This window comes from Nitrogeniibacter mangrovi (assembly GCF_010983895.1).
Taxonomy (GTDB): Bacteria; Pseudomonadota; Gammaproteobacteria; order Burkholderiales; family Rhodocyclaceae; genus Nitrogeniibacter; species Nitrogeniibacter mangrovi.
In genome coordinates, this window is the sequence record NZ_CP048836.1 from 1,290,459 (window position 1) to 1,310,754 (window position 20,296).

17 protein-coding genes and 1 tRNA gene are annotated in these 20,296 nt (G+C 67.6%); 10 read left to right on the plus strand and 8 right to left on the minus strand.

Translation table 11 applies throughout. From position 1 onward, the window contains the following. Window positions 1-38: 38 nt before the first annotated feature. The gene (locus G3580_RS05930) at window positions 39-1,172 is read right to left on the minus strand and encodes a GNAT family N-acetyltransferase (RefSeq protein ID WP_173764388.1); all 1,134 of its coding nucleotides are present in this window, start codon (window positions 1,170-1,172) and stop codon (window positions 39-41) included. A 229-nt stretch (window positions 1,173-1,401) separates the two neighbouring features. Here G3580_RS05930 and G3580_RS05935 point away from each other — a divergent pair, with 229 nt between their 5' ends. Both G3580_RS05935 and G3580_RS05940 read left to right on the plus strand, forming a co-directional pair. Continuing rightward, on the plus strand, window positions 1,402-3,018 hold the full coding sequence (locus G3580_RS05935; RefSeq protein ID WP_173764389.1) for an NAD+ synthase: 1,617 nt from the start codon (window positions 1,402-1,404) through the stop codon (window positions 3,016-3,018). 41 nt (window positions 3,019-3,059) lie between these two features. Further along, a complete protein-coding gene (locus G3580_RS05940) occupies window positions 3,060-3,398 on the plus strand; it encodes a P-II family nitrogen regulator (protein WP_173764390.1) in 339 nt (112 codons plus the stop codon). 56 nt (window positions 3,399-3,454) lie between these two features. Here the strand turns inward: G3580_RS05940 and G3580_RS05945 are convergent, their stop codons facing one another. Together G3580_RS05945 and trxB are read right to left on the minus strand one after the other, a co-directional pair. Beyond that, on the minus strand, window positions 3,455-4,447 hold the full coding sequence (locus G3580_RS05945) for a Smr/MutS family protein (RefSeq protein ID WP_228720784.1): 993 nt from the start codon (window positions 4,445-4,447) through the stop codon (window positions 3,455-3,457). Continuing rightward, complete coding sequence (gene trxB, locus G3580_RS05950) at window positions 4,447-5,403, minus strand: thioredoxin-disulfide reductase (protein ID WP_173764391.1); 957 nt, start codon at window positions 5,401-5,403, stop codon at window positions 4,447-4,449. Before trxB ends, G3580_RS05945 begins: the two co-directional genes overlap by 1 nt. Window positions 5,404-5,653: 250 nt before the next feature. On the opposite strand from trxB, the gene G3580_RS05955 reads away from it, so the two are divergent. From G3580_RS05955 to G3580_RS05970, 4 genes are all read left to right on the plus strand, one after another. Continuing rightward, window positions 5,654-6,325 carry a Crp/Fnr family transcriptional regulator gene (locus G3580_RS05955; protein ID WP_173764392.1) on the plus strand — a complete coding sequence of 224 codons (672 nt, stop codon included), beginning with the start codon at window positions 5,654-5,656 and terminating at the stop codon, window positions 6,323-6,325. Between the two features lie 116 nt (window positions 6,326-6,441). After that, window positions 6,442-8,730: a DNA translocase FtsK gene (locus tag G3580_RS05960; RefSeq protein ID WP_173764393.1), complete on the plus strand. Its 2,289-nt coding sequence runs from the start codon at window positions 6,442-6,444 to the stop codon at window positions 8,728-8,730. Then, window positions 8,730-9,362, plus strand: coding sequence for an outer membrane lipoprotein chaperone LolA (gene lolA, locus G3580_RS05965; RefSeq protein WP_228720785.1), 633 nt, complete (start codon window positions 8,730-8,732; stop codon window positions 9,360-9,362). Before G3580_RS05960 ends, lolA begins: the two co-directional genes overlap by 1 nt. 4 nt (window positions 9,363-9,366) lie before the next feature. Next, on the plus strand, window positions 9,367-10,683 hold the full coding sequence (locus G3580_RS05970) for a replication-associated recombination protein A (RefSeq protein WP_173764395.1): 1,317 nt from the start codon (window positions 9,367-9,369) through the stop codon (window positions 10,681-10,683). A 13-nt stretch (window positions 10,684-10,696) separates the two neighbouring features. On the opposite strand, the gene G3580_RS05975 is transcribed toward G3580_RS05970, so the two are convergent. Beyond that, window positions 10,697-10,960, minus strand: a complete 264-nt coding sequence (locus G3580_RS05975) for a hypothetical protein (protein ID WP_173764396.1) — start codon at window positions 10,958-10,960, stop codon at window positions 10,697-10,699. A gap of 389 nt (window positions 10,961-11,349) precedes the next feature. On the opposite strand from G3580_RS05975, the gene serS reads away from it, so the two are divergent. After that, complete coding sequence (gene serS, locus G3580_RS05980) at window positions 11,350-12,636, plus strand: serine--tRNA ligase (protein WP_173764397.1); 1,287 nt, start codon at window positions 11,350-11,352, stop codon at window positions 12,634-12,636. Here the strand turns inward: serS and mltF are convergent. Next, on the minus strand, window positions 12,597-14,036 hold the full coding sequence (gene mltF, locus G3580_RS05985; RefSeq protein ID WP_173764398.1) for a membrane-bound lytic murein transglycosylase MltF: 1,440 nt from the start codon (window positions 14,034-14,036) through the stop codon (window positions 12,597-12,599). The genes serS and mltF overlap by 40 nt on opposite strands. A 174-nt stretch (window positions 14,037-14,210) precedes the next feature. Here mltF and G3580_RS05990 point away from each other — a divergent pair, with 174 nt between their 5' ends. Next, window positions 14,211-14,573: a carboxymuconolactone decarboxylase family protein gene (locus G3580_RS05990; protein ID WP_173764399.1), complete on the plus strand. Its 363-nt coding sequence runs from the start codon at window positions 14,211-14,213 to the stop codon at window positions 14,571-14,573. A 71-nt stretch (window positions 14,574-14,644) separates the two neighbouring features. After that, window positions 14,645-14,737, plus strand: a tRNA-Ser gene (locus tag G3580_RS05995). 77 nt (window positions 14,738-14,814) lie between these two features. Here the strand turns inward: G3580_RS05995 and G3580_RS06000 are convergent. After that, window positions 14,815-16,824: an ATP-binding protein gene (locus G3580_RS06000; RefSeq protein ID WP_173764400.1), complete on the minus strand. Its 2,010-nt coding sequence runs from the start codon at window positions 16,822-16,824 to the stop codon at window positions 14,815-14,817. Window positions 16,825-16,960: 136 nt separating this feature from the next. Then, window positions 16,961-18,613 (minus strand): methyl-accepting chemotaxis protein, encoded by a 1,653-nt coding sequence (locus G3580_RS06005; RefSeq protein ID WP_173764401.1) that lies wholly within the window; start codon window positions 18,611-18,613, stop codon window positions 16,961-16,963. Between the two features lie 183 nt (window positions 18,614-18,796). On the opposite strand from G3580_RS06005, the gene G3580_RS06010 reads away from it, so the two are divergent. Next, window positions 18,797-19,060, plus strand: a complete 264-nt coding sequence (locus G3580_RS06010) for a putative signal transducing protein (protein WP_173764402.1) — start codon at window positions 18,797-18,799, stop codon at window positions 19,058-19,060. A gap of 17 nt (window positions 19,061-19,077) precedes the next feature. Here G3580_RS06010 and G3580_RS06015 read toward each other — a convergent pair whose 3' ends face one another. After that, window positions 19,078-20,280: a YbfB/YjiJ family MFS transporter gene (locus G3580_RS06015; protein ID WP_173764403.1), complete on the minus strand. Its 1,203-nt coding sequence runs from the start codon at window positions 20,278-20,280 to the stop codon at window positions 19,078-19,080. Between the last annotated feature and the right edge of the window lie 16 nt (window positions 20,281-20,296).

Here is a 20,296-nt window from a genome sequence, read left to right on the forward strand (position 1 = left end):
GAGTGCCGTGACGAAGGCCCGCCTCCCGGCGGGCCTTTTCATTTGGCCGTGGCGGTGCGGAACGGCTGGCGTTCGTTCAGCTCGTCCAGATAGAGGGACATGCCCTGGCGCTCACGGCGCAGGAAGTCGTCGATGGCGTCGGCGAAGCGCGTGTCGCGAATCCAGTGGGCCGAGCAGGTCGGCGTGGACAGCAGGCCGCGGGAGAGCTTGTGCTCCCCCTGGGCGCCGCCCTCGAAGCGTTGCAGCCCCTGCGCGATGGCGTACTCGATGGCCTGGTAGTAACAGGTCTCGAAGTGCAGGCAGGAGATGTCCTCGAGCGCCCCCCAGTAGCGGCCGTACAGGGCCTCGTCGTCCATCAGGAACCAGGCGCAGGCGACCGGCTCGCCGGCGCGATCGGCCACCAGCAGGCGCGTATGCGCCGGCATGTCGCGGTGCACCTGCGCGAAGAAGGCTTCGTTCAGGTAGGGCATGGAGCGGCGCAGGGCGTAGGTGAGCGCGTAGCAGCGGTAGAAGAACTCCAGGGCTTCGGTGTCGATCTCGTCGCCGCGAAGCCAGCGGAAGGTGATCCCCGCCTCGCGCACCCGGCGCCGCTCCTGGCGGATCTTCTTGCGTTTGTCACGGTTGAGCGAGGCGAGGAAAGCCTCGAAATCGGCGTACCCCGCGTTTTGCCAGTGGAACTGGACGCCATCGCGCAGCATCAGCCCGGCGCCTTCGAGCAGGCGGGCGTCGGCGGCGGTGGGGAAGAGCACATGGAAGGAGCTGTGTTCGCTCGCACGCACCCGCGCCAGCACCGCTTCGAGCAGCTCGGTGCGGGCCGCCTCGGAGACGCCCAGCAGGCGGCGCCCCGGCACCGGGGTGAAGGGGATCGCGCTGAGCCACTTGGGATAGTAGGCCAAGCCGTGCTGTTCGTAGGCCTGCGCCCAGGCCCAGTCGAATACGTATTCGCCCCAGGAGTGCCATTTCTCGTAGAGCGGCATGGCCGCGATGAGCTGTCCGTCGGACCACAGGGTGGCATGGCGGGGGTGCCAGCCGCTGCCCGGGCCGACCGCGCCGCTGTGCTCGAAGGCGGAGAGGAAGGCGTGCTGCACGCATGGCTGCGATCCGGCCAGCGCGTTCCAGGCGGCCGGGTCGATGTCGGCGAGGCGGGGGATGAAGCGGATCGGGTGGGGCATCGGTGTGAATCGGCTCAGACGAGCAATGGACCGGTGGGCCGGAACGATGGTTCCGGCTGCTGCATTTTTGGGCAGTCGGGGTGGTGGCTTTGCACCACACAGGACCGCCGGCTTATCCACCCATTATCCACAGGCTTGTTCACGATGGGTGTGAATAACCCGCCAAGCGCGGCGTGGCGGTCGTGATGCACGGCACAAACGGGCGGGCTGACGGTATAGTTACACCGCTATGAACACGACGCTTGCCATTGCCGTTGCCCAGATCAACCAGGTCGTGGGCGACCTTGCCGCCAACAGCCGGCGCATCCTCGACGCCATGGCCGAGGCCGAGGCCCAGGGGGCCCGACTGATGCTCACGCCGGAGCTGTCGATCTGCGGCTATCCGCCCGAGGATCTGCTGCTGCGCGCCGATTTCTTCGAGGCCTGCCAGGAGGCGGTCGAGACGCTGGCGCGGCGCACCGGCGACATGGCGGTGATCGTGGGCTTTCCGGATTTCGACGAATACGGCCGCTACAACGCCGCCGCCGTGCTGCAGCATGGGCGCGTCGTCGCGCGCTGCCGCAAGCAGCGCCTGCCCAACTACGAGGTCTTCGACGAAAAGCGCTATTTCGACGCGGCGGTCGAGCCCTGCGTGTTCGAACTCGACGGCGTGCGCCTCGGTGTGCTGATCTGTGCTGACCTGTGGGGGCCGGCCCCGGCGGCCGGTCTGGTGCGCGCGGGGGCACAGGTGATTGTCGCCATCAACGCCTCGCCCTGCCATCTGGGCAAGCAGGCCGAACGCTACGCGGTGGCCCGCAGCCGCATCGCCGAGACCGGGCTGCCGGTGCTGTACGCGAACATGGTGGGCGGGCAGGACGAGCTGGTGTTCGATGGCGCTTCGTTCGCCATGCAGGCGGATGCCACGGTGGCGTGGCAGGCGCCGTCCTTCGAGTCCCTGGTCCGGGTGGTGCACTTCGGCGACGGGCGCTGGGTCGAGGCGGAGCGGGCCGAGCTGCGCAGCGTCGAAGACGAAGCCTACGCCGCCATGGTGCTGGGGGTGCGCGACTACATCGGCAAGAACGGCTTTCCGGGCGCCATCATCGGCCTGTCGGGCGGTATCGACTCGGCCCTGACCCTGGCGGTGGCGGTCGATGCGCTCGGGGCCGAGCGGGTGCGGGCGGTGATGATGCCGTCGCCCTACACCGCGCAGATGAGCCTCGACGATGCCGCCGACATGGCGCGGCGGCTGGGCGTGCGCTACGACATCCTCCCCATCGCGCCGGCCATGGAGACCTTCCGCGGCATGCTCGCCGAGCAGTTCGCCGGTCTGGCCGAGGACACCACCGAGGAGAACCTGCAAAGCCGCATCCGCGGCATGCTGCTCATGGCCCTGTCCAACAAGACCGGCTCGATCGTGCTCACCACCGGCAACAAGAGCGAGATGGCCACCGGCTACGCCACGCTCTACGGCGACATGGCGGGCGGCTACGCGGTGCTCAAGGACGTCTACAAGACGCTGGTGTACCGGGTCTCGCGCTGGCGCAACGCGCGATCCGAGGTGATGCCGGAGAACATCATCACCCGACCGCCCTCGGCCGAGCTCAAGCCCGACCAGGTGGATCAGGACACCCTGCCACCCTACGAGATCCTCGATGCGATCATCGAGGCCTACATGGAGCGCGACGAATCGCCCCGCGAGATCATTGCCCAGGGGTATGATGAAGCGATCGTCCGGCGCACCGTCACCATGCTCAAGCGCAACGAATACAAGCGGCGCCAGGCCCCGGTCGGCATCCGCCTCACCCGGCGCGGTTTCGGCAAGGACTGGCGCTTCCCAATCACCGCCCGGTATCAGGACCCGTATTGACACGGCCAGGCGACTTACCAACAGGCATACAGGAGAAAGCGATGAAAAAAATCGAAGCGGTGATCAAGCCGTTCAAGCTGGATGAGGTCCGCGAGGCGCTGTCCGAAGTGGGGATCACCGGCCTGACCGTCAGCGAGGTCAAGGGTTTCGGCCGCCAGAAAGGGCATACCGAGCTCTACCGCGGCGCCGAATACGTCGTCGACTTCCTGCCCAAGATCAAGGTCGAGATCGTGGTCACCGACCCGACCGTGGACCAGGCCATCGAGGCCATCGTGAAGGCCGCGCACACCGGCAAGATCGGCGACGGCAAGATCTTCGTGACCCCGGTGGAGCAGGTGGTGCGGATCCGCACCGGCGAGACCAACGAGGATGCGATCTGAACGCATCGCACCGAAGGGATGCAAGACAACGGCCGCCGATGCGGCCGTTGTCGCGTCTACGGCCGGCTGCGCTTGTCGGCCGCGCGCAGCAGCACCCGCAGCGCGCCGCTGCCGCCTTCATGGGCGCGGGCCTGGCAAAAGGCGAGAATCTCCTCGCGCTGGGCCAGCCAGCCGCGTGACAGGTGCTTGAGCACCCCCACCTTGCCCGGTGAGCGCAGTCCCTTGCCGTGGACCACGCGCACGCAGCGCCAGCCGCGCAGCAGCGCGCGGGCGAGGAATTCACCCAGGGCGGCGCGAGCCTCGTCGCGGGTCAGTCCGTGCAGATCGATTTCGCCCTGCACCACCCAGCGGCCGCGACGCAGGTCGGCGAGCACCCGGCGCGGCAGGCCCGGGCGCAGGAATACCGCCTCTTCGCCGATGTCGAGCCGGTCCTCGAGGGTGAAGGGGTCGAGGCTCTCGTCGAGCACGGCGCGCGCGTCGGCTTCGAGTTGCCTTGGCGCGGGCACCGGGGGCGGGGTGTCGATCTCGATCCGGTTCTTGTCCTTGAGCGGGGTGGTGCCGGCCGCGAGCAGGCCGAGCACGTCCTCCGGGTCGAGGGCGCTGTCCGTCGGGGGCAGGGGGCCGGGATCGGGTTTGAGCGCGTCGGTCTCGGCCAGGTTGCGATCCGCCAGCGGGGTGACGTCGTGCATCAGGTGGCGGAAATAGGCGCTGTCGTCGCCGGCCAGCGTGGCCGGCCGGGACGTCGTCTGCGGGGCGTCGCTGTCGGCGTCGTCGCGCGGTCGCGGCACCGGGGCGGGGCGCTCCGGCTCGAGCACGACCCGGTTGGGCGCGTCCATCGGCGTCGCGTCGCCGACCGCGCGCCGGAACAGCTCGAGCTCGTCGTCGACGGTGTCGGCCGGTGCGGGGCGACGTTGCGCGGGGGCGGGCGCCGGGGCCGCCGGTGTGGCGGCGGGGCTTTCCTTCATCCGCCGGAGGGCGGCGAAGCGCTCGTCCTTCAGGCGCGCCGGGCGCTCACCCGGGGCGGGTGCCGTCCGGCGCTTCCTGGCCATCAGGCGATGCCGAGGCTGTCCAGGTAGCGTTCGGCGTCGAGCGCGGCCATGCAGCCGGTGCCGGCGCTGGTGACGGCCTGGCGGTAGATGTGGTCCTGCACGTCGCCGGCGGCGAACACGCCCGGCACGCTGGTGGCGGTGGCGTTGCCCTCGCGCCCACCGTGGGTGACGATGTAGCCGCCCTCCATCTCGATCTGGCCTTCGAAGATGTCGGTGTTGGGCTTGTGGCCGATGGCGATGAACACGCCCATCAGCTCGATGTCTTCCGTGGCGCCCGTGTCCACGTGCTTGAGGCGCATGCCGGTCACGCCCATGTCGTCGCCGAGCACCTCGTCGAGGGTGGAGAACAGCTTCAGTTCGATCTTGCCGGCCTCGACCTTCTCCATGAGCTTGCCGACCAGGATCTTCTCGGCGCGGAAGCTGTCACGGCGATGCACCAGGGTGACCTTGCTGGCGATGTTGGCCAGATACAGCGCCTCTTCCACGGCGGTGTTGCCGCCGCCCACGACCGCCACCGGCTTGTTGCGGTAGAAGAAGCCGTCGCAGGTGGCGCAGGCGGACACCCCCTTGCCCATGAACGCCTCTTCGGAGGGCAGGCCGATGTACTTGGCGGTGGCGCCGGTGCAGATGATCAGCGCGTCGCAGGTGTATTCGCCCGCGTCGCCCACCAGGCGGATCGGCTTTTCGTTCAGGTGCGTGGTGTGGATGTGATCGAACACCATCTCGGTTTCGAAGCGCTCGGCGTGCTTCTGGAAGCGCGCCATGAGATCCGGGCCCTGCACGCCGTCGGCGTCGGCCGGCCAGTTGTCCACGTCGGTGGTCGTCATGAGCTGGCCGCCCTGGGCGAGGCCGGTGATCAGCACCGGGTTCAGGTTGGCGCGGGCGGCATAGACCGCGGCCGTGTAGCCGGCCGGGCCGGAGCCGAGAATGATCAGTTTTTCGTGTCGCGTGCTCATAGGGATCTCGTGTGGCTGGGCGATGATGGGTTCGAAGAGGCGAATTATAGCTTGCGCCCGGCGGCGAGGTCGGGCGCCGGCAGTGGCCGGCGGAAACGGTGATTTGCAAATCCGCCCTCAAGCAATTGGCATGGGCGACGTTATACTTTTGCGGATTCGTGATACTTTCGTGGTAACAACAATTCCAATGCGTGGCAGGCCGCCGACAGGGACCGAGGGTTGCCACTTTCCCAACAAAAGGGGGACGAGCATGGGCCAAACGGCTGCAGTATCGAACATTGCCTTGCGGACGTTTTCGCTCTTCCAGGGGCTGAACGACGAGCGCCTGGCCAATGTCGCACGGTGCGCCATGATGCGGCGGGTGCCGCGCGGCCAGGCCGTGGTGCACGCCGGAGACCAGTCCGACTACGTATATTTCGTGCTCACCGGCAGCCTCAAGGTGCTGGTCAGCGACGAGGACGGGCGCGAGGTGATCCTGACCATTCTCGGCCAGGGCGAACTGTTCGGCGAGATGGCCATCTTCGACGAGCAACCGCGTTCGGCCTCGGTGGTGGCGGCGCAGCCCTCCGATCTGGTGATGATCTCCAAGCAGGATTTCAAGCAGCTGATGCGCGACGATTTCGACATCGCCTGGCGCATCATGTGCAATCTGGCCGACCGCCTGCGCAACGCCGACCGCAAGATCGAGAGCCTCGCGCTCATGGACGTCTACGGCCGTGTCGCCCACCTGCTGCTCGAGATGGCCGAGCAGCGCGACGGCGAAACGGTGGTGGTGCGCAAGATCTCCAAGCAGGACATCGCCAAGATGATCGGCGCCTCGCGCGAGATGGTCAGCCGCGTCATGAAGGATCTGGGCGTGCAGGGGCTCATCGAGGAAACCTCGCGGGGCATCATCCTGCGCGATCGCATTCTCGACATCTGACGCGTCGCGTCGCAACGTTCCCTCACATCGCCCCGCCGGATCGGCGGGGCGTTCTCGTATAATGCCCCTGTGTTTTTTGTCAGCTGTCCCGTGCAGCACACCCGAATCCAGACCTGATGGCGTCACGTACCAGTACCCGCAACCCGCCGCTGCCCGAGCGCATCGCCCACCTGCTGCAGGAGACCCGGTGGATCATCCTCGGGGTCATGTCCATTTATGTGGCGATGATCCTGCTCGGCTACAGCAAGGCCGACCCGGGGTGGTCGCATGCCACCGACGCGACCCGTGTGGCCAATCCCGGCGGGCGTTTCGGCGCCTGGCTGGCGGATGTGCTGCTCTATCTGTTCGGCGGATCGGCCTGGTGGCTGGTCATCTTTCTCGGCTATGGCATCGCCTGGGGATTCCGCCGCTTCCGTGAGGAGTTCAGCGCCGACAAGCGCTCCTTCGCCATCGTGATGACCGGCTTCCTCGTCGTGCTGCTGGCCAGTTCGGCGCTCGAATCGCTGCGCTTTCATTCCACCGGCGCAGGGCTGCCGCTGGCACCGGGCGGGCTGATCGGCGTCGAGCTGGGCGAGGCGGCGCGCAAGTACTTGGGCTTCACCGGCGGCACCCTGGTGTTGCTGGCGCTGATCGCGGGTGGGCTGAGCCTGTTTACCGGTATCTCCTGGTTCGCCGCCACCGAGCGCCTCGGGCTGTGGATCGAGCAGGGCTGGGCCGCGGCGCAGCGCGCCTACTACGCCTGGAAGGACCGGCGTGCCGGTCAGGCCCTGGCGCAGAAGCGCGAGGCCGTGGTGCAGACCCGCCGCGCCAAGGCGGAGAAGGCGCCGCCGGCACCGGTGCGCATCGAGCCGGCGGTGAAGGTGGTCGATCCCTCCGAGCGGGTCATGAAGGAGCGTCAGCAGACCCTGTTCGGCGACAGCGGCGAGGGCATGCTGCCGGCCATCTCCCTGCTCGATCCGCCCGCCGACGATGTGGTGCCGCCGAGCGCCGAGTCGCTCGAGTTCACCTCCCGCTTCATCGAGCAGAAGCTGGCGGACTTCGGCGTCGAGGTGAAGGTGATCGCGGCCTACCCGGGCCCGGTCATCACCCGCTACGAAATCGAACCGGCGGTGGGGGTGAAGGGCAGCCAGGTGGTCAATCTGGCCAAGGATCTGGCGCGGGCCCTGTCGCTGATCTCGGTGCGGGTGGTGGAAACGGTGCCGGGCAAGTCGTGCATGGCGCTCGAGCTGCCCAATCCCAAGCGCCAGACCGTGCGCCTGTCCGAGATTCTCGGCTCCAAGGCCTATCACGACATGCATTCGGCCCTGACCGTGGGGCTGGGCAAGGACATCTCGGGCAATCCGGTGGTGGCCGATCTGGCGAAGATGCCCCACCTGCTGGTGGCCGGTACCACCGGCTCGGGCAAGTCGGTGGGCATCAACGCCATGATCCTGTCGCTGCTCTACAAGAGCGAGCCGGACAAGGTGCGCCTCATCATGGTCGATCCGAAGATGCTGGAACTGTCCATCTACGAGGGCATTCCGCACCTGCTCGCACCGGTGGTCACCGACATGAAGCATGCCGCCAACGCGCTCAACTGGTGCGTGGCCGAGATGGAGAAACGCTACAAGCTCATGGCGGCGGTGGGCGTGCGCAACCTGGCCGGCTTCAACAAGCAGGTGGCCGAGGCCAGGAAGAACGACAAGCCGCTCACCAACCCCTTCGCGATCAACCCCGACAACCCGGAACCGCTCGAACACCTGCCGCACATCGTCGTCATCGTGGACGAGCTGGCCGACCTCATGATGGTGGTGGGCAAGAAGGTCGAAGAGCTCATCGCCCGCCTGGCGCAGAAGGCGCGCGCCGCCGGCATCCACCTGATCCTGGCCACGCAGCGCCCGTCGGTGGATGTGATCACCGGCCTCATCAAGGCCAACATTCCCACCCGCATGGCCTTCCAGGTGTCGTCCAAGATCGATTCGCGCACCATTCTCGACCAGATGGGCGCTGAAAACCTGCTCGGCATGGGCGACATGCTCTACCTGCCGCCCGGCACCGGCCTGCCCATGCGGGTGCATGGCGCCTTCGTGGACGACAACGAGGTGCACAAGGTGGTGGACCACCTCAAGAAACAGGGGCAGCCCGACTACATCGAGGGCATCCTCGACGGGCCCGAGGAGGCCATGGACGGGCTCGGTGGCGGTGAAGGCGGCGAGGACATGGAGGCCGATCCGCTCTACGACCAGGCGGTGGAAGTGGTGGTCAAGACGCAACGTCCGTCCATTTCCCTGGTCCAACGTCATCTGAGAATCGGCTACAACCGGGCGGCCCGGCTGATCGAGCAGATGGAGCGCTCCGGTCTGGTCTCGCCCATGGGCGCGAACGGCAACCGCCAGGTGCTGGCACCGTCGCGCGAGGACGAATGATGTCTTTCAATCCCCTGCGCGCCCTGGCCCTGGCCAGCGCGTTCTTGTGCGTCCAGGCGCCGGCCGTGGCGGCCGACGGGGTCGCGCTGCTCAAGCAGTTCGTGGCCCGCACCCATGCGGCCAAGGGCAGTTTCGTGCAATCCATCTACCGGGCCAATGGCGGGCGTGGCGAGCAGTCCAGTGGCGACTTCGTGTTCGAGCGGCCGAATCGTTTTCGCTGGCACTACCGCGAGCCCTATCCGCAGGTGCTGGTCGGCGACGGCGAGAAGCTGTGGTCCTACGATCCGGAGCTGGCGCAGGTGACGGTCAAGCGCATGGGCGACGCCCTGGGCAGCACGCCCGCCGCGATCCTGGCGGGCAATACCGACCTGGACGCCACTTTCACCCTCGACGACGGCGGCGAGGCCAACGGCCTGACCTGGGCCGTGGCCACGCCGAAGGCGACCGACAGCAGTTTCGCGCGCATGAAGCTGGGTTTCGACGGCTCGCGCCTGGTGGGCATGGAGATCCGCGACAACTTCGGCCAGATCACCATCCTCAAGTTCACCGCCTTCGAGACCAACCCGACGATCGATCCGGCAGTGTTCACCTTCACGCCGCCGGCCGGGGTGGACGTGGTGGGCGATTCCTGAGGCCATGGACGACCTGTTCGCCGATCAGGCCCCGGTGAACGTGCCGCTGGCCGAGCGCCTGCGGCCGCGCACGCTGGACGAGATCGTCGGCCAGCGCCATCTGCTCGATCCGGGCAAGCCGCTGCGTCTGGCCTTCGCATCCGGCAAGCTGCACTCGATGATCCTGTGGGGGCCGCCGGGCGTGGGCAAGACCACGCTGGCGCGGCTCATGGCCGACGCCTTCGACGCGAGCTTCGTGGCCCTGTCGGCGGTGTTCTCGGGCGTCAAGGACATCCGCGAGGCGGTGCACAAGGCCGAGGCGGAGCAGGCCCGCGGCCGCCACACCATCCTCTTCGTGGACGAGGTGCACCGCTTCAACAAGGCGCAGCAGGATGCCTTCCTGCCGTTCGTGGAGCAGGGCCTGGTCACCTTCATCGGCGCCACCACCGAGAACCCGTCCTTCGAGGTCAATGCGGCCTTGCTGTCGCGGGCCGCGGTCTACGTGCTCAAGCCGCTGGCCGACGACGAGTTGAAGCAGCTGCTCGAACGTGCCCGGGTCGAGGCCGATCCCGAGCTGGCGTTTGCCGACGAGGCGATCGAGCGGCTGGTCGGTTTTGCCGACGGCGACGGCCGGCGCCTGATCGGCCTGGTGGAGCAGCTGGTGACGGCGGCGCGCACCGCCGGGGTCAATCCGGTCGGGGCCGATTTCATCGACCAGGCCCTGTCGCGCAACCTGCGCCGTTTCGACAAGGGCGGCGATGCCTTCTACGACCAGATCTCGGCGCTGCACAAATCGGTGCGCGGCTCCGACCCGGATGCCGCGCTGTACTGGTTCTGCCGCATGCTCGACGGGGGCGCCGATCCGCTCTACATCGCGCGGCGCCTGGTGCGCATGGCCAGCGAAGATATCGGCCTGGCCGATCCGCGCGCGCTGGAAATGACCCTGCAGGCCTGCGCCGCCTACGAACGGCTCGGCTCGCCCGAAGGCGAACTGGCGCTGGCGCAGGCGGTGGTGTTTCTCGCCTGCGCGGCCAAGTCGAACGCGGTGTACACCGCCTACAAGGCGGTCCGGCGCTTCATCGAGCAGGACGGCTCACGCCCGGTGCCCATGCACCTGCGCAACGCCCCGACCAAGCTCATGAAATCCCTCGGCCATGGTGACGGCTACCGCTACGCTCATGACGAGGCGGACGGCTACGCGGCCGGCGAGCGCTACCTGCCCGACGAGGTGGCGGCGCAGCACTGGTATGCGCCCACGGATCGCGGCATGGAAGCGAAGATCCGGGAAAAGCTCGAGCGCCTGCGCGCGCTCGACGCGCAGGCCAGGGCGCCGGGAAAGTAGCGGGGGAATCGCCTCAGTGCGGGACGGGGTGGTCGGCCACGAAGCGGGCGTAGATCGCCTGGGCCTCGGTCACCTTGTCGACCTCGCCGCTGGCCTCGGCCCGGGCGAGCAACTCTTCGATGAAACGGGTGAGCAGCAAGGTGCCTTCCGGCGTCTGCACCAGCCCGCAGGCCATCTGCGCAGCGGCCACGTCGGGTATCCCTTCGTGCTCGGCGATCAGGGCGACTTCATCGTCCGTCAAATCGCAATAGTCGAGGCAATCTCGAATCGAGAGCATCGTGTTCTCCTCCGTCGCAAATGTGCCGTCTGACGCGGCGTTTTGGCGATATGGCTTCGCCTGTATCGAACTGAATCGTATGCCATTGATGCCGCTTTGCAAGGGGCTCGCATCTCTCGTTTTCGGGCGCCCGATTGGTCCGGACAATGGTGCGCTGCGAGCGAAAATGACGAAGGTGGTGCCGGTGTCCTGTGACACTCGGGCGGATGCGTTGCAGCAATGGGGGATGCCCCGAGGCGTTGATCGCACCGACCGTTCGTCGGTTCGTGGCCCGCGGTGAAAACCGGGTGGTCCGCGGTGTCGGGCCGGGGGTGACCGGCGATGGGGCGGGCAGGCTAGAATAGCGCCTTTGCCAACTGCCTCAGCGCCTCGACCGAGGCCCCTCCTTCATGCTCGACATTCAACAACTTCGTTCCGACATCGACGCCGTGGCCCGTGCGCTTGCGACCCGCGGGGTGAACCTCGATACGGTCACCTTCAACGCCCTGGAGGCCGAACGCAAGCAGCTGCAGACCCGCACCCAGGAGTTGCAGGCGCAGCGCAACGCGCTCTCCAAACAGATCGGCATGCTCAAGTCCAAGGGGGAGGATGCCTCCGAGGTGATGGCCCAGGTCGGTGGCATCGGTGATGAGCTCAAGGCCAATGAGTCAGCGCTCGGGGAGCTGCTCGCGCGCATCGAGGCCTTCATGAGCGCCTTGCCCAACCTGCCGGCCGAGGGGGTGCCCGAGGGCGCCGACGAGGCGGCCAACGTCGAGGTCGCGCGCTGGGGCACGCCGCCGAGCTTCGACTTCGAGGTGAAGGACCACGTGGACGTGGGCACCGCGCTGGGCGGGCTCGATTTCGAGACCGCCGCCAAGATCTCCGGTGCCCGCTTCGCCATGATGCGCGGCGGGGTGGCCCGGCTGCATCGTGCGCTCGCCCAGTTCATGCTCAACACCCATGTGGGCGAACATGGCTATACCGAGATCTATTCGCCCTACCTGGTCAATCCGGAGAGCATGTACGGCACCGGGCAGCTGCCCAAGTTCGAGGAAGACCTGTTCGCGGTGCCCAGGGCGGACGGCGGCAAGTTCTACCTGATTCCGACCTCCGAAGTGCCGGTGACCAACATCGTGCGCGGCGAGATGGTGGCGGCCGAGACGCTGCCGCTCAAGTTCGTCTGCCACACCCCGTGCTTCCGCTCCGAGGCCGGCTCCTACGGGCGCGATACCCGCGGCATGATCCGCCAGCACCAGTTCGACAAGGTCGAGCTGCTGCGCATCGAGCATCCGGACAATTCCATGGCCGCGCTCGAGGAACTGACCGGCCATGCCGAGGCCATCCTGCAGGCGCTGGACTTGCCATATCGCAAGATCGTGCTGTGTACCGGCGACATGGGGTTCTCCGCCACCAAGACCTACGACCTGGAAGTGTGGCTGCCGGCGCAGAACACCTATCGCGAGATCTCCTCGTGCTCCAATTGCGGACCCTTCCAGGCGCGCCGCATGCAGGGGCGTTTCAAGGATGCCCAGGGCAAGAAGGGCCTGCTGCACACGCTCAACGGCTCTGGCCTGGCGGTGGGCCGCACCCTCGTGGCGGTGCTCGAGAACTACCAGCAGGCCGACGGCTCGGTGCGCGTGCCGGCAGTGCTGGTGCCCTACATGGGCGGTGTCGAGGTGCTCGAACCGACCGCCTGATCGATCGCTGCCGCCCGGGTCTCGATCGGCGCGGGCAGGGGCAGCGCCTCGTCGCCCATCGGGCTGTCCAGGCGCTGGAGGATGTCGTAGAAGGCGCGCACGTTCTCGGTCATGATCACCGCTTCGCCCCCGCGCGCCGGGCCGGCCTTGAGGCGGCGCGCGAAACTGGGGCGCGACAGCAGCGGCAGCACGCCGCGCATGGCGATCCACGCGGTGTTGTCGCGGCCGAGGCTGCGGGCGATCTGGCGTGCCCCGCGCAGGTGACCCAGGCCCAGATTGTAGGCGGCAACCGCCATCCAGCTGCGATCCGGTTCCGGCACTGCCGCGTCGATGGACTCTCGCATCAGCGCATAGTACCGGGCGCCGCCGAGAATGCTCTGGGCCGGGTCGAGCCGGTCGTGCACCCCCATGCGCGAGGCCGTGTCGTCGGTGAGCATCATCAGCCCACGCACGCCGGTAAACGACACCGCGAGCGGATCCCACTGCGATTCCTGATAGGCGATGGCCGCCAGCAGGCGCCAGTCCACACCGGTGCGGTCGGCGGCCCACTTGAACATCGGGATGAAGCGCGGCAGGCGCGTCTGCATGCGTTCGACGAAGGCCGCGATGTCGGTCTGGTCGAGGCGTTCGATGTAGCCGAAATAGCGATCCTCCAGCCGTTCGATCAGTCCTTCGGCGTGCGCGCGTTCGAGGAAGTGGCTCACCGTGTCCACCAGCTTCGGCGACGCCGTGGGCGGCATCACCCAGGCCATGCGGGCATCGTTGGGCAGCGGCAGTACCGACTTGAGCTCCGGGCGCAGCACCGCCGCGGCCGACAGATGTACCGCGTCGGTCACCAGCAACTCGATCTTGCCGTCGGCCAGATCGCCGAGCAGTTGCCCGTCCCGTCGCCCCGAGACCCGTTCGAGCCGGATACCGGGCACATCGGCCTGGAACGCCTTCATCTGCTCGGCGGCCAGGGTATTGCGTCGCACCGTGACGGTATGGCCGGCCAGGTCCTCGGCGCGCTTGATGGTGCTGGCGAGCGGCTCCGTGGCCGCGATCACCAGATGCATCTGGCGCACCGGCGGCGACCAGATCAGCCCCCGGCGCTGGCGGTTGAGTCCAAGGCCCGCCGCGCCGAGGTGGGCGTCGCCACGGCGTACCGCGTTGAGCACCTGCGCCGTGCTGCGATAGACGATGAAGCGCACCGGAATGCGCAGCTCGTTGCCCAGCTCCACCAGCAGATCATGCTCGAAGCCCCCCGTTTCGCCCTCGGCGGTCTGGCGATAGGCGACGGTGTCGACCCGGGTGGCCACGCGCAGCTCGCCGAGCGTTTGATAGTCCAGGATGACGGGCGCCTCGCCACGCGGGCAGCCGGTCAGCAACAGCACGAGCGCCAGGGAGGCGAGCAGGCGCATGACAGGTCTCGAGTCGGGAACGAACGCCGATTGTGAACGCTGGCGCCGATGCACGCAATTTGCCGGGGATCGGGGGTTTCCCTGAGTCGCCAGACGGGTCGTACCCGGGCTGGGTGCGGGGCCGTGCTTGCGCTAGAATATATATTCGTCAGTTCTAATATTCAGGAGTCGCACGTGAGCAAGTCGTTCGTCCAGATCACCCAAGACGTATCCCAGGGGCTCGCCGCCATGCGCAAGGAAGTGCCCGAGGCCATGAAGGGTTTCAACGATCTGGCCAAGGCGGCCATGGCCGGTGGTGCCATCGATCCGCTGCACAAGGAACTCATCGCCCTGGCCATCGGCATCGCCTCCCGCTGCGACGCCTGCATTGGCTTCCACATCAAGGCCCTGATCCGCCTGGGCATGACGCGCGAGCAACTCATGGAGACCCTGGGCATCTGTACCTACATGGGCGGCGGCCCGACCCTGATGTACGCCGCCGAGGCGGTGCGGGCCTACGACGAGCTGCTGCCGCGCCTGAAGCCGGAATCCGCCTGACACTTGCCGCAGCGCACCCGGGCAGTGTTATAATCCGCAGCCTTCTCGCCGGAACGTCGATTCCGGCTCGCGGAGAGGTACCGAAGTGGTCATAACGGCGCCGACTCGAAATCGGATGGTCGGGGAAACCCGGCACGTGGGTTCGAATCCCACCCTCTCCGCCAACATTTTCCAAAAAAACGCCGCAGCTCATGCGGCGTTTTTCTTTTGGCCCATCACTGCGTCGATGCGCGAGAGCGCCTCACTCCTGTTTACCCGCGCCATCCGGAGCCTTGAGCGGCAGCTCGACGATGAAGCATGTGCCGGCGCCGGGGGTGCTTTCGACCCGTAGCTGGCCGCCCAGCATCTCCTTGACCAGGTCTTCGCAGATGTTGAGCCCCAAGCCACCGCCGTGGTCCGTGCGGGTGGAGAAGAAGGGGGTGAAGATGCGTTCGAGGTCCGTTTCGCTGATGCCGCAGCCGTCGTCGCAGACGCGGATGACGACGCGCTCGTCGCCCTGTCTCCGGGCGTCGATGGTGACGGTGCCGCGTACCCGGTCGGCGAAGGCGTGTTGCAGGGCGTTGTTGATGAGGTTGCCGAGCACCTGGGCGAGCGCGCCGGGGGTGCTGTCCATGGGGATGTCGGGGGGGATGTCCTGGGTCACGGTATGGCCGCTGGCGCGGATGCCGGGGCCGAGCGTGGTGAGCGTCTCCGCGACCATCTCGGCCAGATCGAAGCGCCGCCGCCGTTCGCTGACCTGATCGATCGCCACGAGCTTGAAGCTGTTGACCAGCTCGGCCGCGCGGGCGAGGTTGCGCATCACGATGGCGGCGGTGGTGTCGGTGCGTTCGACAAGGCGCGGGATCGCGCCGCCGGTGGTGTCGTCGCCGACCTGTTCGGACAACTCCGCGGCCAGATCCTTCAGGGTGCTGGCGGCGATGATGCTGTTGCCGATGGGCGTGTTCAGTTCGTGGGCGATCCCCGCGACCAGGGCGCCGAGGGAGGCGAGGGTTTCGCGTTGGCGCAATTCCGAGCGCGCGTGCTCGAGCTTGTCGATGGCGCTCCTCAGATCCTCGTTGGAGCGGGTGAGCGCCTCGGTACGTTCGCGGACGCGCTCCTCGAGCAGTTTGTTGAGGGCCGCCATGTCCTGTTCGTGGCGGTGGATCGCGGTGATGTCCTGCTGGCTCACCAGGGCCAGCGTCTGGTCGCCATATTCGACCGTGCGCCCGGTGAAGCGACACAGGAAGGGCGCCCGGGCGCCCTTGGCCTTGACCCAGGCATCGTGCACCCCAACGTTTCCGGTCGCCTCGATCTGGTCGATGATCCGGCGCCGGTCCGCCGGATCGGTCCAGATGCCCAGGTCGACGCCGGTCTTGCCCAACGACTCCTCACGGCTGAAGCCGAACTGGCGAACCCACTGGTCATTGACCTCGACGAAGGCGTAGTCGAGGTCGCGCCGGGCCACGCCGATGGCGATGGGGGAGGCGTTGAACAGGATGCGGAACTTTTCCTCGGCGTGGCGCAGGGCGTTTTCGGTGCTGATGCGTTCCTGCAGTTCCTGCTGCAGGCAGGCGTTCTTCTGGTCGATCTCGGCGATCAGATCGCGCAACTCCTGGCGCATGGTGTCCAGCCCGCCGGCCAGCTGGCCGATCTCGTCGTTGCGTTCCCAGTACAGCGGTTCGTCCAGCTCACCGCGGGCCAGCCGGACGGCGTCGCGGCGCAGGCGCTGGATGGGGTGGATGACGCGCTGGTCCAGGAGGATGAAGACGATCCACACCGAGATGAGCACCTGGAGCAGCAAGGTGACGATGCTGGCGTTGATGTCCCGATGGATGCGTCCGTCCACGTTGGTGGTGTTGACGGTGACGATCGCGGCCCCGATCGGGTCGTTGCCGTGCACCACCAGGCGACGCACGTCGCGCGAGGTGTCGGGTTCGGGCGCCGCCCCGGCCCGTTGTTCGGCAAACACCGTCCCGTCCAGCTCCTCGAGGCGCACGCGGACGATGTCGGGGTTGCGCATGATCGCTTCGGTCAGGGTGGCGGCGGCCTCCCGGTTGAAATTCCACATCGGCGCCGCCGCGGCCTGGGCCAGCATGTCGGCATACTGGTTGGGCAGCGTGTCGACGAGGAGCGTCAACTCCTGGTCGTGGCGCTGCTTCAGGGACCAGGTGCCGATCAGCAACGCCGGAAGCAGAATACCCAGGCCGACCGTGATCAGCGCGAGCCGGCGGAGCGAATGGTATTTGTGGTGCTTTTCTGAGACCGGAGACATGCCGTGAGCGAGGTCCGTGAGACGGTGGCCGGATTGCGTGGTGGTGACGTCAACCTTTATTGCGGCACGGACGGTGCGGACTTGACCCCCGCTACCGCCCCCGCGGCGGGGGCGGTAGCGCAGATCGGGCCTCGTCTCAGAGCTTGAAGCGGTTGAACTGCTCCTGGGTGCCGCGGGCCACACTGGCGAGCTGGTCGATCGTGGAGCGGGCTTTCTGCAGGGCCCGGTCGGTCTCCTGCACGCGTACGGTGATGTCTTCGGTGCTCTTGGCGATGGCCGAGGTGGCGCCGCGCTGTTCGTTGATGGACAGGGCCACCTCGCTCATGCGGTCGGCCACGGCGTGGATCTTCTCGCCGATTTCGCCGATCTTGTGCCGTGCGTCGCCGGTCAGGCTGGCGCTGTGTTCGACGGTGGCCACCGTCTTCTCCATGAACTGCACCGCCTGCTGGGTGTCCTGACGCATGCCGTCGAGCATGCCGGAGATTTCCACCGTGGCCGATCCGGTGCGCTCGGCCAGCTTGCGCACCTCGTCGGCGACGACGGCGAAGCCGCGCCCCTGTTCGCCGGCGCGCGCCGCCTCGATGGCGGCGTTCAGGGCCAGCAGGTTGGTCTGGTCGGCGATCTCGCGAATGGCGCCGACGATGCCGTGGATGCTTTGCGAGCGCTGATCCAGGCCGGAGAGCACCTGGGCGAGGTCGCGGACCCGTTCGGCGGAGCTCGCCGCTTCGTTGGCGATGCTGGCGATCTCGGCGGCGGTGTTGCCGGTCAGCGTGCCGGTCTCGCGCGCCAGCGAATCGGCGTCGGCGCTGTTGTCGGCGATGTGCGAGACGCTGACGGTGATCTGCTCGATGCTGGCCGCGTTGGCCGTGGAGATGTCCGCCAGCGCCTCGGAGCGGCGGTTGATGTCGGCGATGATCGATTCGAGCTGGTGCACGCCGCTGGCGAGGCGGTCCGCGTCGCCGTGCAGGCGGCCGAACATGCCGGCCAGATTCTCGAGCAGCTTGTTGACGCTATCGGCCATCTGCCCGAGCTCGTCCGACGACTTGACCGGCAGGCGCATGGTGAGGTCGCCGCCGCCGGTCGAAATGCCCTTGAGCAGGGTGTTCAGTTCGCCCAGCGGGCGCAGGACCAGGCGCGGCACGGTGAGGAGCACGAGCGCGATCAGGCCCAGCGCCACGACGGCGATGGTGATCGAGCCGGCGTAGGCCGCGCTGGTGGTGGTTTCGGCCGCCGATTCCGCATCCTTGGAGGCACTGCCGAGCAGTTCCGTCGCCTGGTTGATCTGCTCGCGCATCGCGTCGAAGTGCGTCGCCGCGTCGTTCAGGCTCAGCGCGCGGGCCTGTTCCAGTTCCGGGGCCTGGGCATGATCGAGCAGGCCGAGCATCCGGTCGATGTCCTTGTCCCACGCGGCGCGGTTGGCTTCATAGGTCTTGAACAGGGCGGCGGCCTTGTCGGCCACCGTGGGCATGGCCATCATCAGGGCGGTGGCCTTGGCAATGCGTTCGGCCGACTGCTGGCGGTTCTCGTCGATCTGCTTGCGCCAGGTTGCCGCCCGCCCGTCGTTGCCCTGGATGAGCCAGGAGCGCTCGGCTACCAGGATCTGATGCAGATCGCGATCGGCCTCGAGCAGCAGGCTCGTGGCGGGCAGGTAGCGGGACCCGATCTCGACGGTGAAGTCTTCGCTGTGTTTGGCGTTGACGATGCTGTAGAGCGCCAGGACGAGGGTGATCAGGCCGAGCGCCAGGATCGGGCCGAGAATCTTCCAGCGGACGGAAAGCTGGTTCAGCATGGCGTGTCTCCAATGCCCCTGAGGGCGCCATTGGGTTGTTCGTGTTGTCGCTGCCTGACTCGCGTCGATCATGCGATCACTTGCAGGCGTCTGGCTTGCGTTTCGCTGTTCACGGCAGGGCTGGCGAAAGCTTTACCTGCAGATACACTGTGTGTGGATGAGATTGCCGATGGATGGCCCGAGATGGACGAGACGGACGATTGGGTGACGGTGGCGCGCAGCCTGACCCCCACCGAAGCCCACCTGTGGGGCGAGTGCCTGCGCGCGGCGGGGCTGGAGGTGATGGTGGCTGACGCCAATCTGGTGCAGACGCATTCGCTGATCGGCGTGGCGGTGGGGGGCGTTCGCGTCATGGTGCCGGCCTCGCAGGCCGACGAGGCGCAGGCCGTGCTCGAGGCCTTTCACCGTGGCGATTTCTCCCTGCCGGAGGACGAGCCGCCGCAGTGAGCGCCCCGTCGCAGGGGTCAGGGCATCGCGGGCGAGGCGTCCGCGGCGGCGTCGCGCCGTTCGACGCCCTTGAGCACGAGCAGCAGCACGGTGCCGACCATCATGACGACGGCGGCCATCCACAGGCCCGCCGAGTAGCTGCCGCCCAGCGATTCGGCCAGCTTGCCGGTGATCGCCGGGCCGAGGATCTGCGCCACGCCGTAGGAGACGGTCATCTTGCCCATCATCTTGGCCGGCCGGGTGGGGTAGTAGCGCCCGGCCATGGTCAGCACCAGGCTCACCAGGCCGATGAAGGTGCCGCCGAACAGGATCGCGCCGGCCACCGCCGCCGGCAGCGAGGGGCTCAGCGCCGGGAGCAGGATGCCGACGATCTGCAGCACGGCGGCGAGGATCAGCGCGTTCAGGTCGCCGGTGCGGCGCGCGACCAGATCCCACACGATGCAGGCCGGCGCCGCCGCCAGGCCGAGCACGAGGAACACCAGCGTGCCGCGCCCGTGCAGCGCCGGCAGGGCGTCCACGATGGCGACGATGAAGGTGGCCGAGACCACGTAGCCCACCCCGGCGCAGAAGTAGGCGGCCATGAACAGGCGCAGGAACAGGGGGCTGGGCGGTCTGTCGACCAGGGGCTGGCCGGTCTTGGTGACCGCGCTCGTGTCCGGTGGCGGCAGCCAGCGCAGGGCGGGGACCAGCAGCACCGCGGCGATGGCGGTGAACGCCAGCCACTGCGCACGCCAGTCCAGGGTCGGATGCATGAGGGTGACCGCGGCGGCGCAGCCGGCGATGCCCAGGCCGATGCCGGCGAAGTGGATGCCCAGCTCGCTACGATGGTTGTGACGGATGAGCCAGTTGAGGATCAGACCGGTGCCCAGCAGCAGGGCCGCCGCGCTGGACAGCCCGGCGATGTAGCGCGAGACCACCCACACCGCCAGGTTGGTGCTGGTGGCCATCATCAGGGTGCTGAGCACCGCGACCCCCATGCCGATACGGTAGAGCCGGTCCTTGAGCACGAGGTCGCTGATCTGCGAGGCGACCAGGGCGCCGGTCAGGTAGCCCATGTAGTTGATCGCCGCCAGCCAGCCGGCGTCGGCAACCCCGAGACCGGCCTGCTGCTGCATGATCGGCAGCAACGGCGTGTAGGCGAAGCGGGCCACGCCGAGGGCGAGGAGCAGGCTGCAGATGCCGGCCGTCAGGACGCGGGCGCGCTCGGCGTGATCGTTCATGGGCAAGATCGGCTCG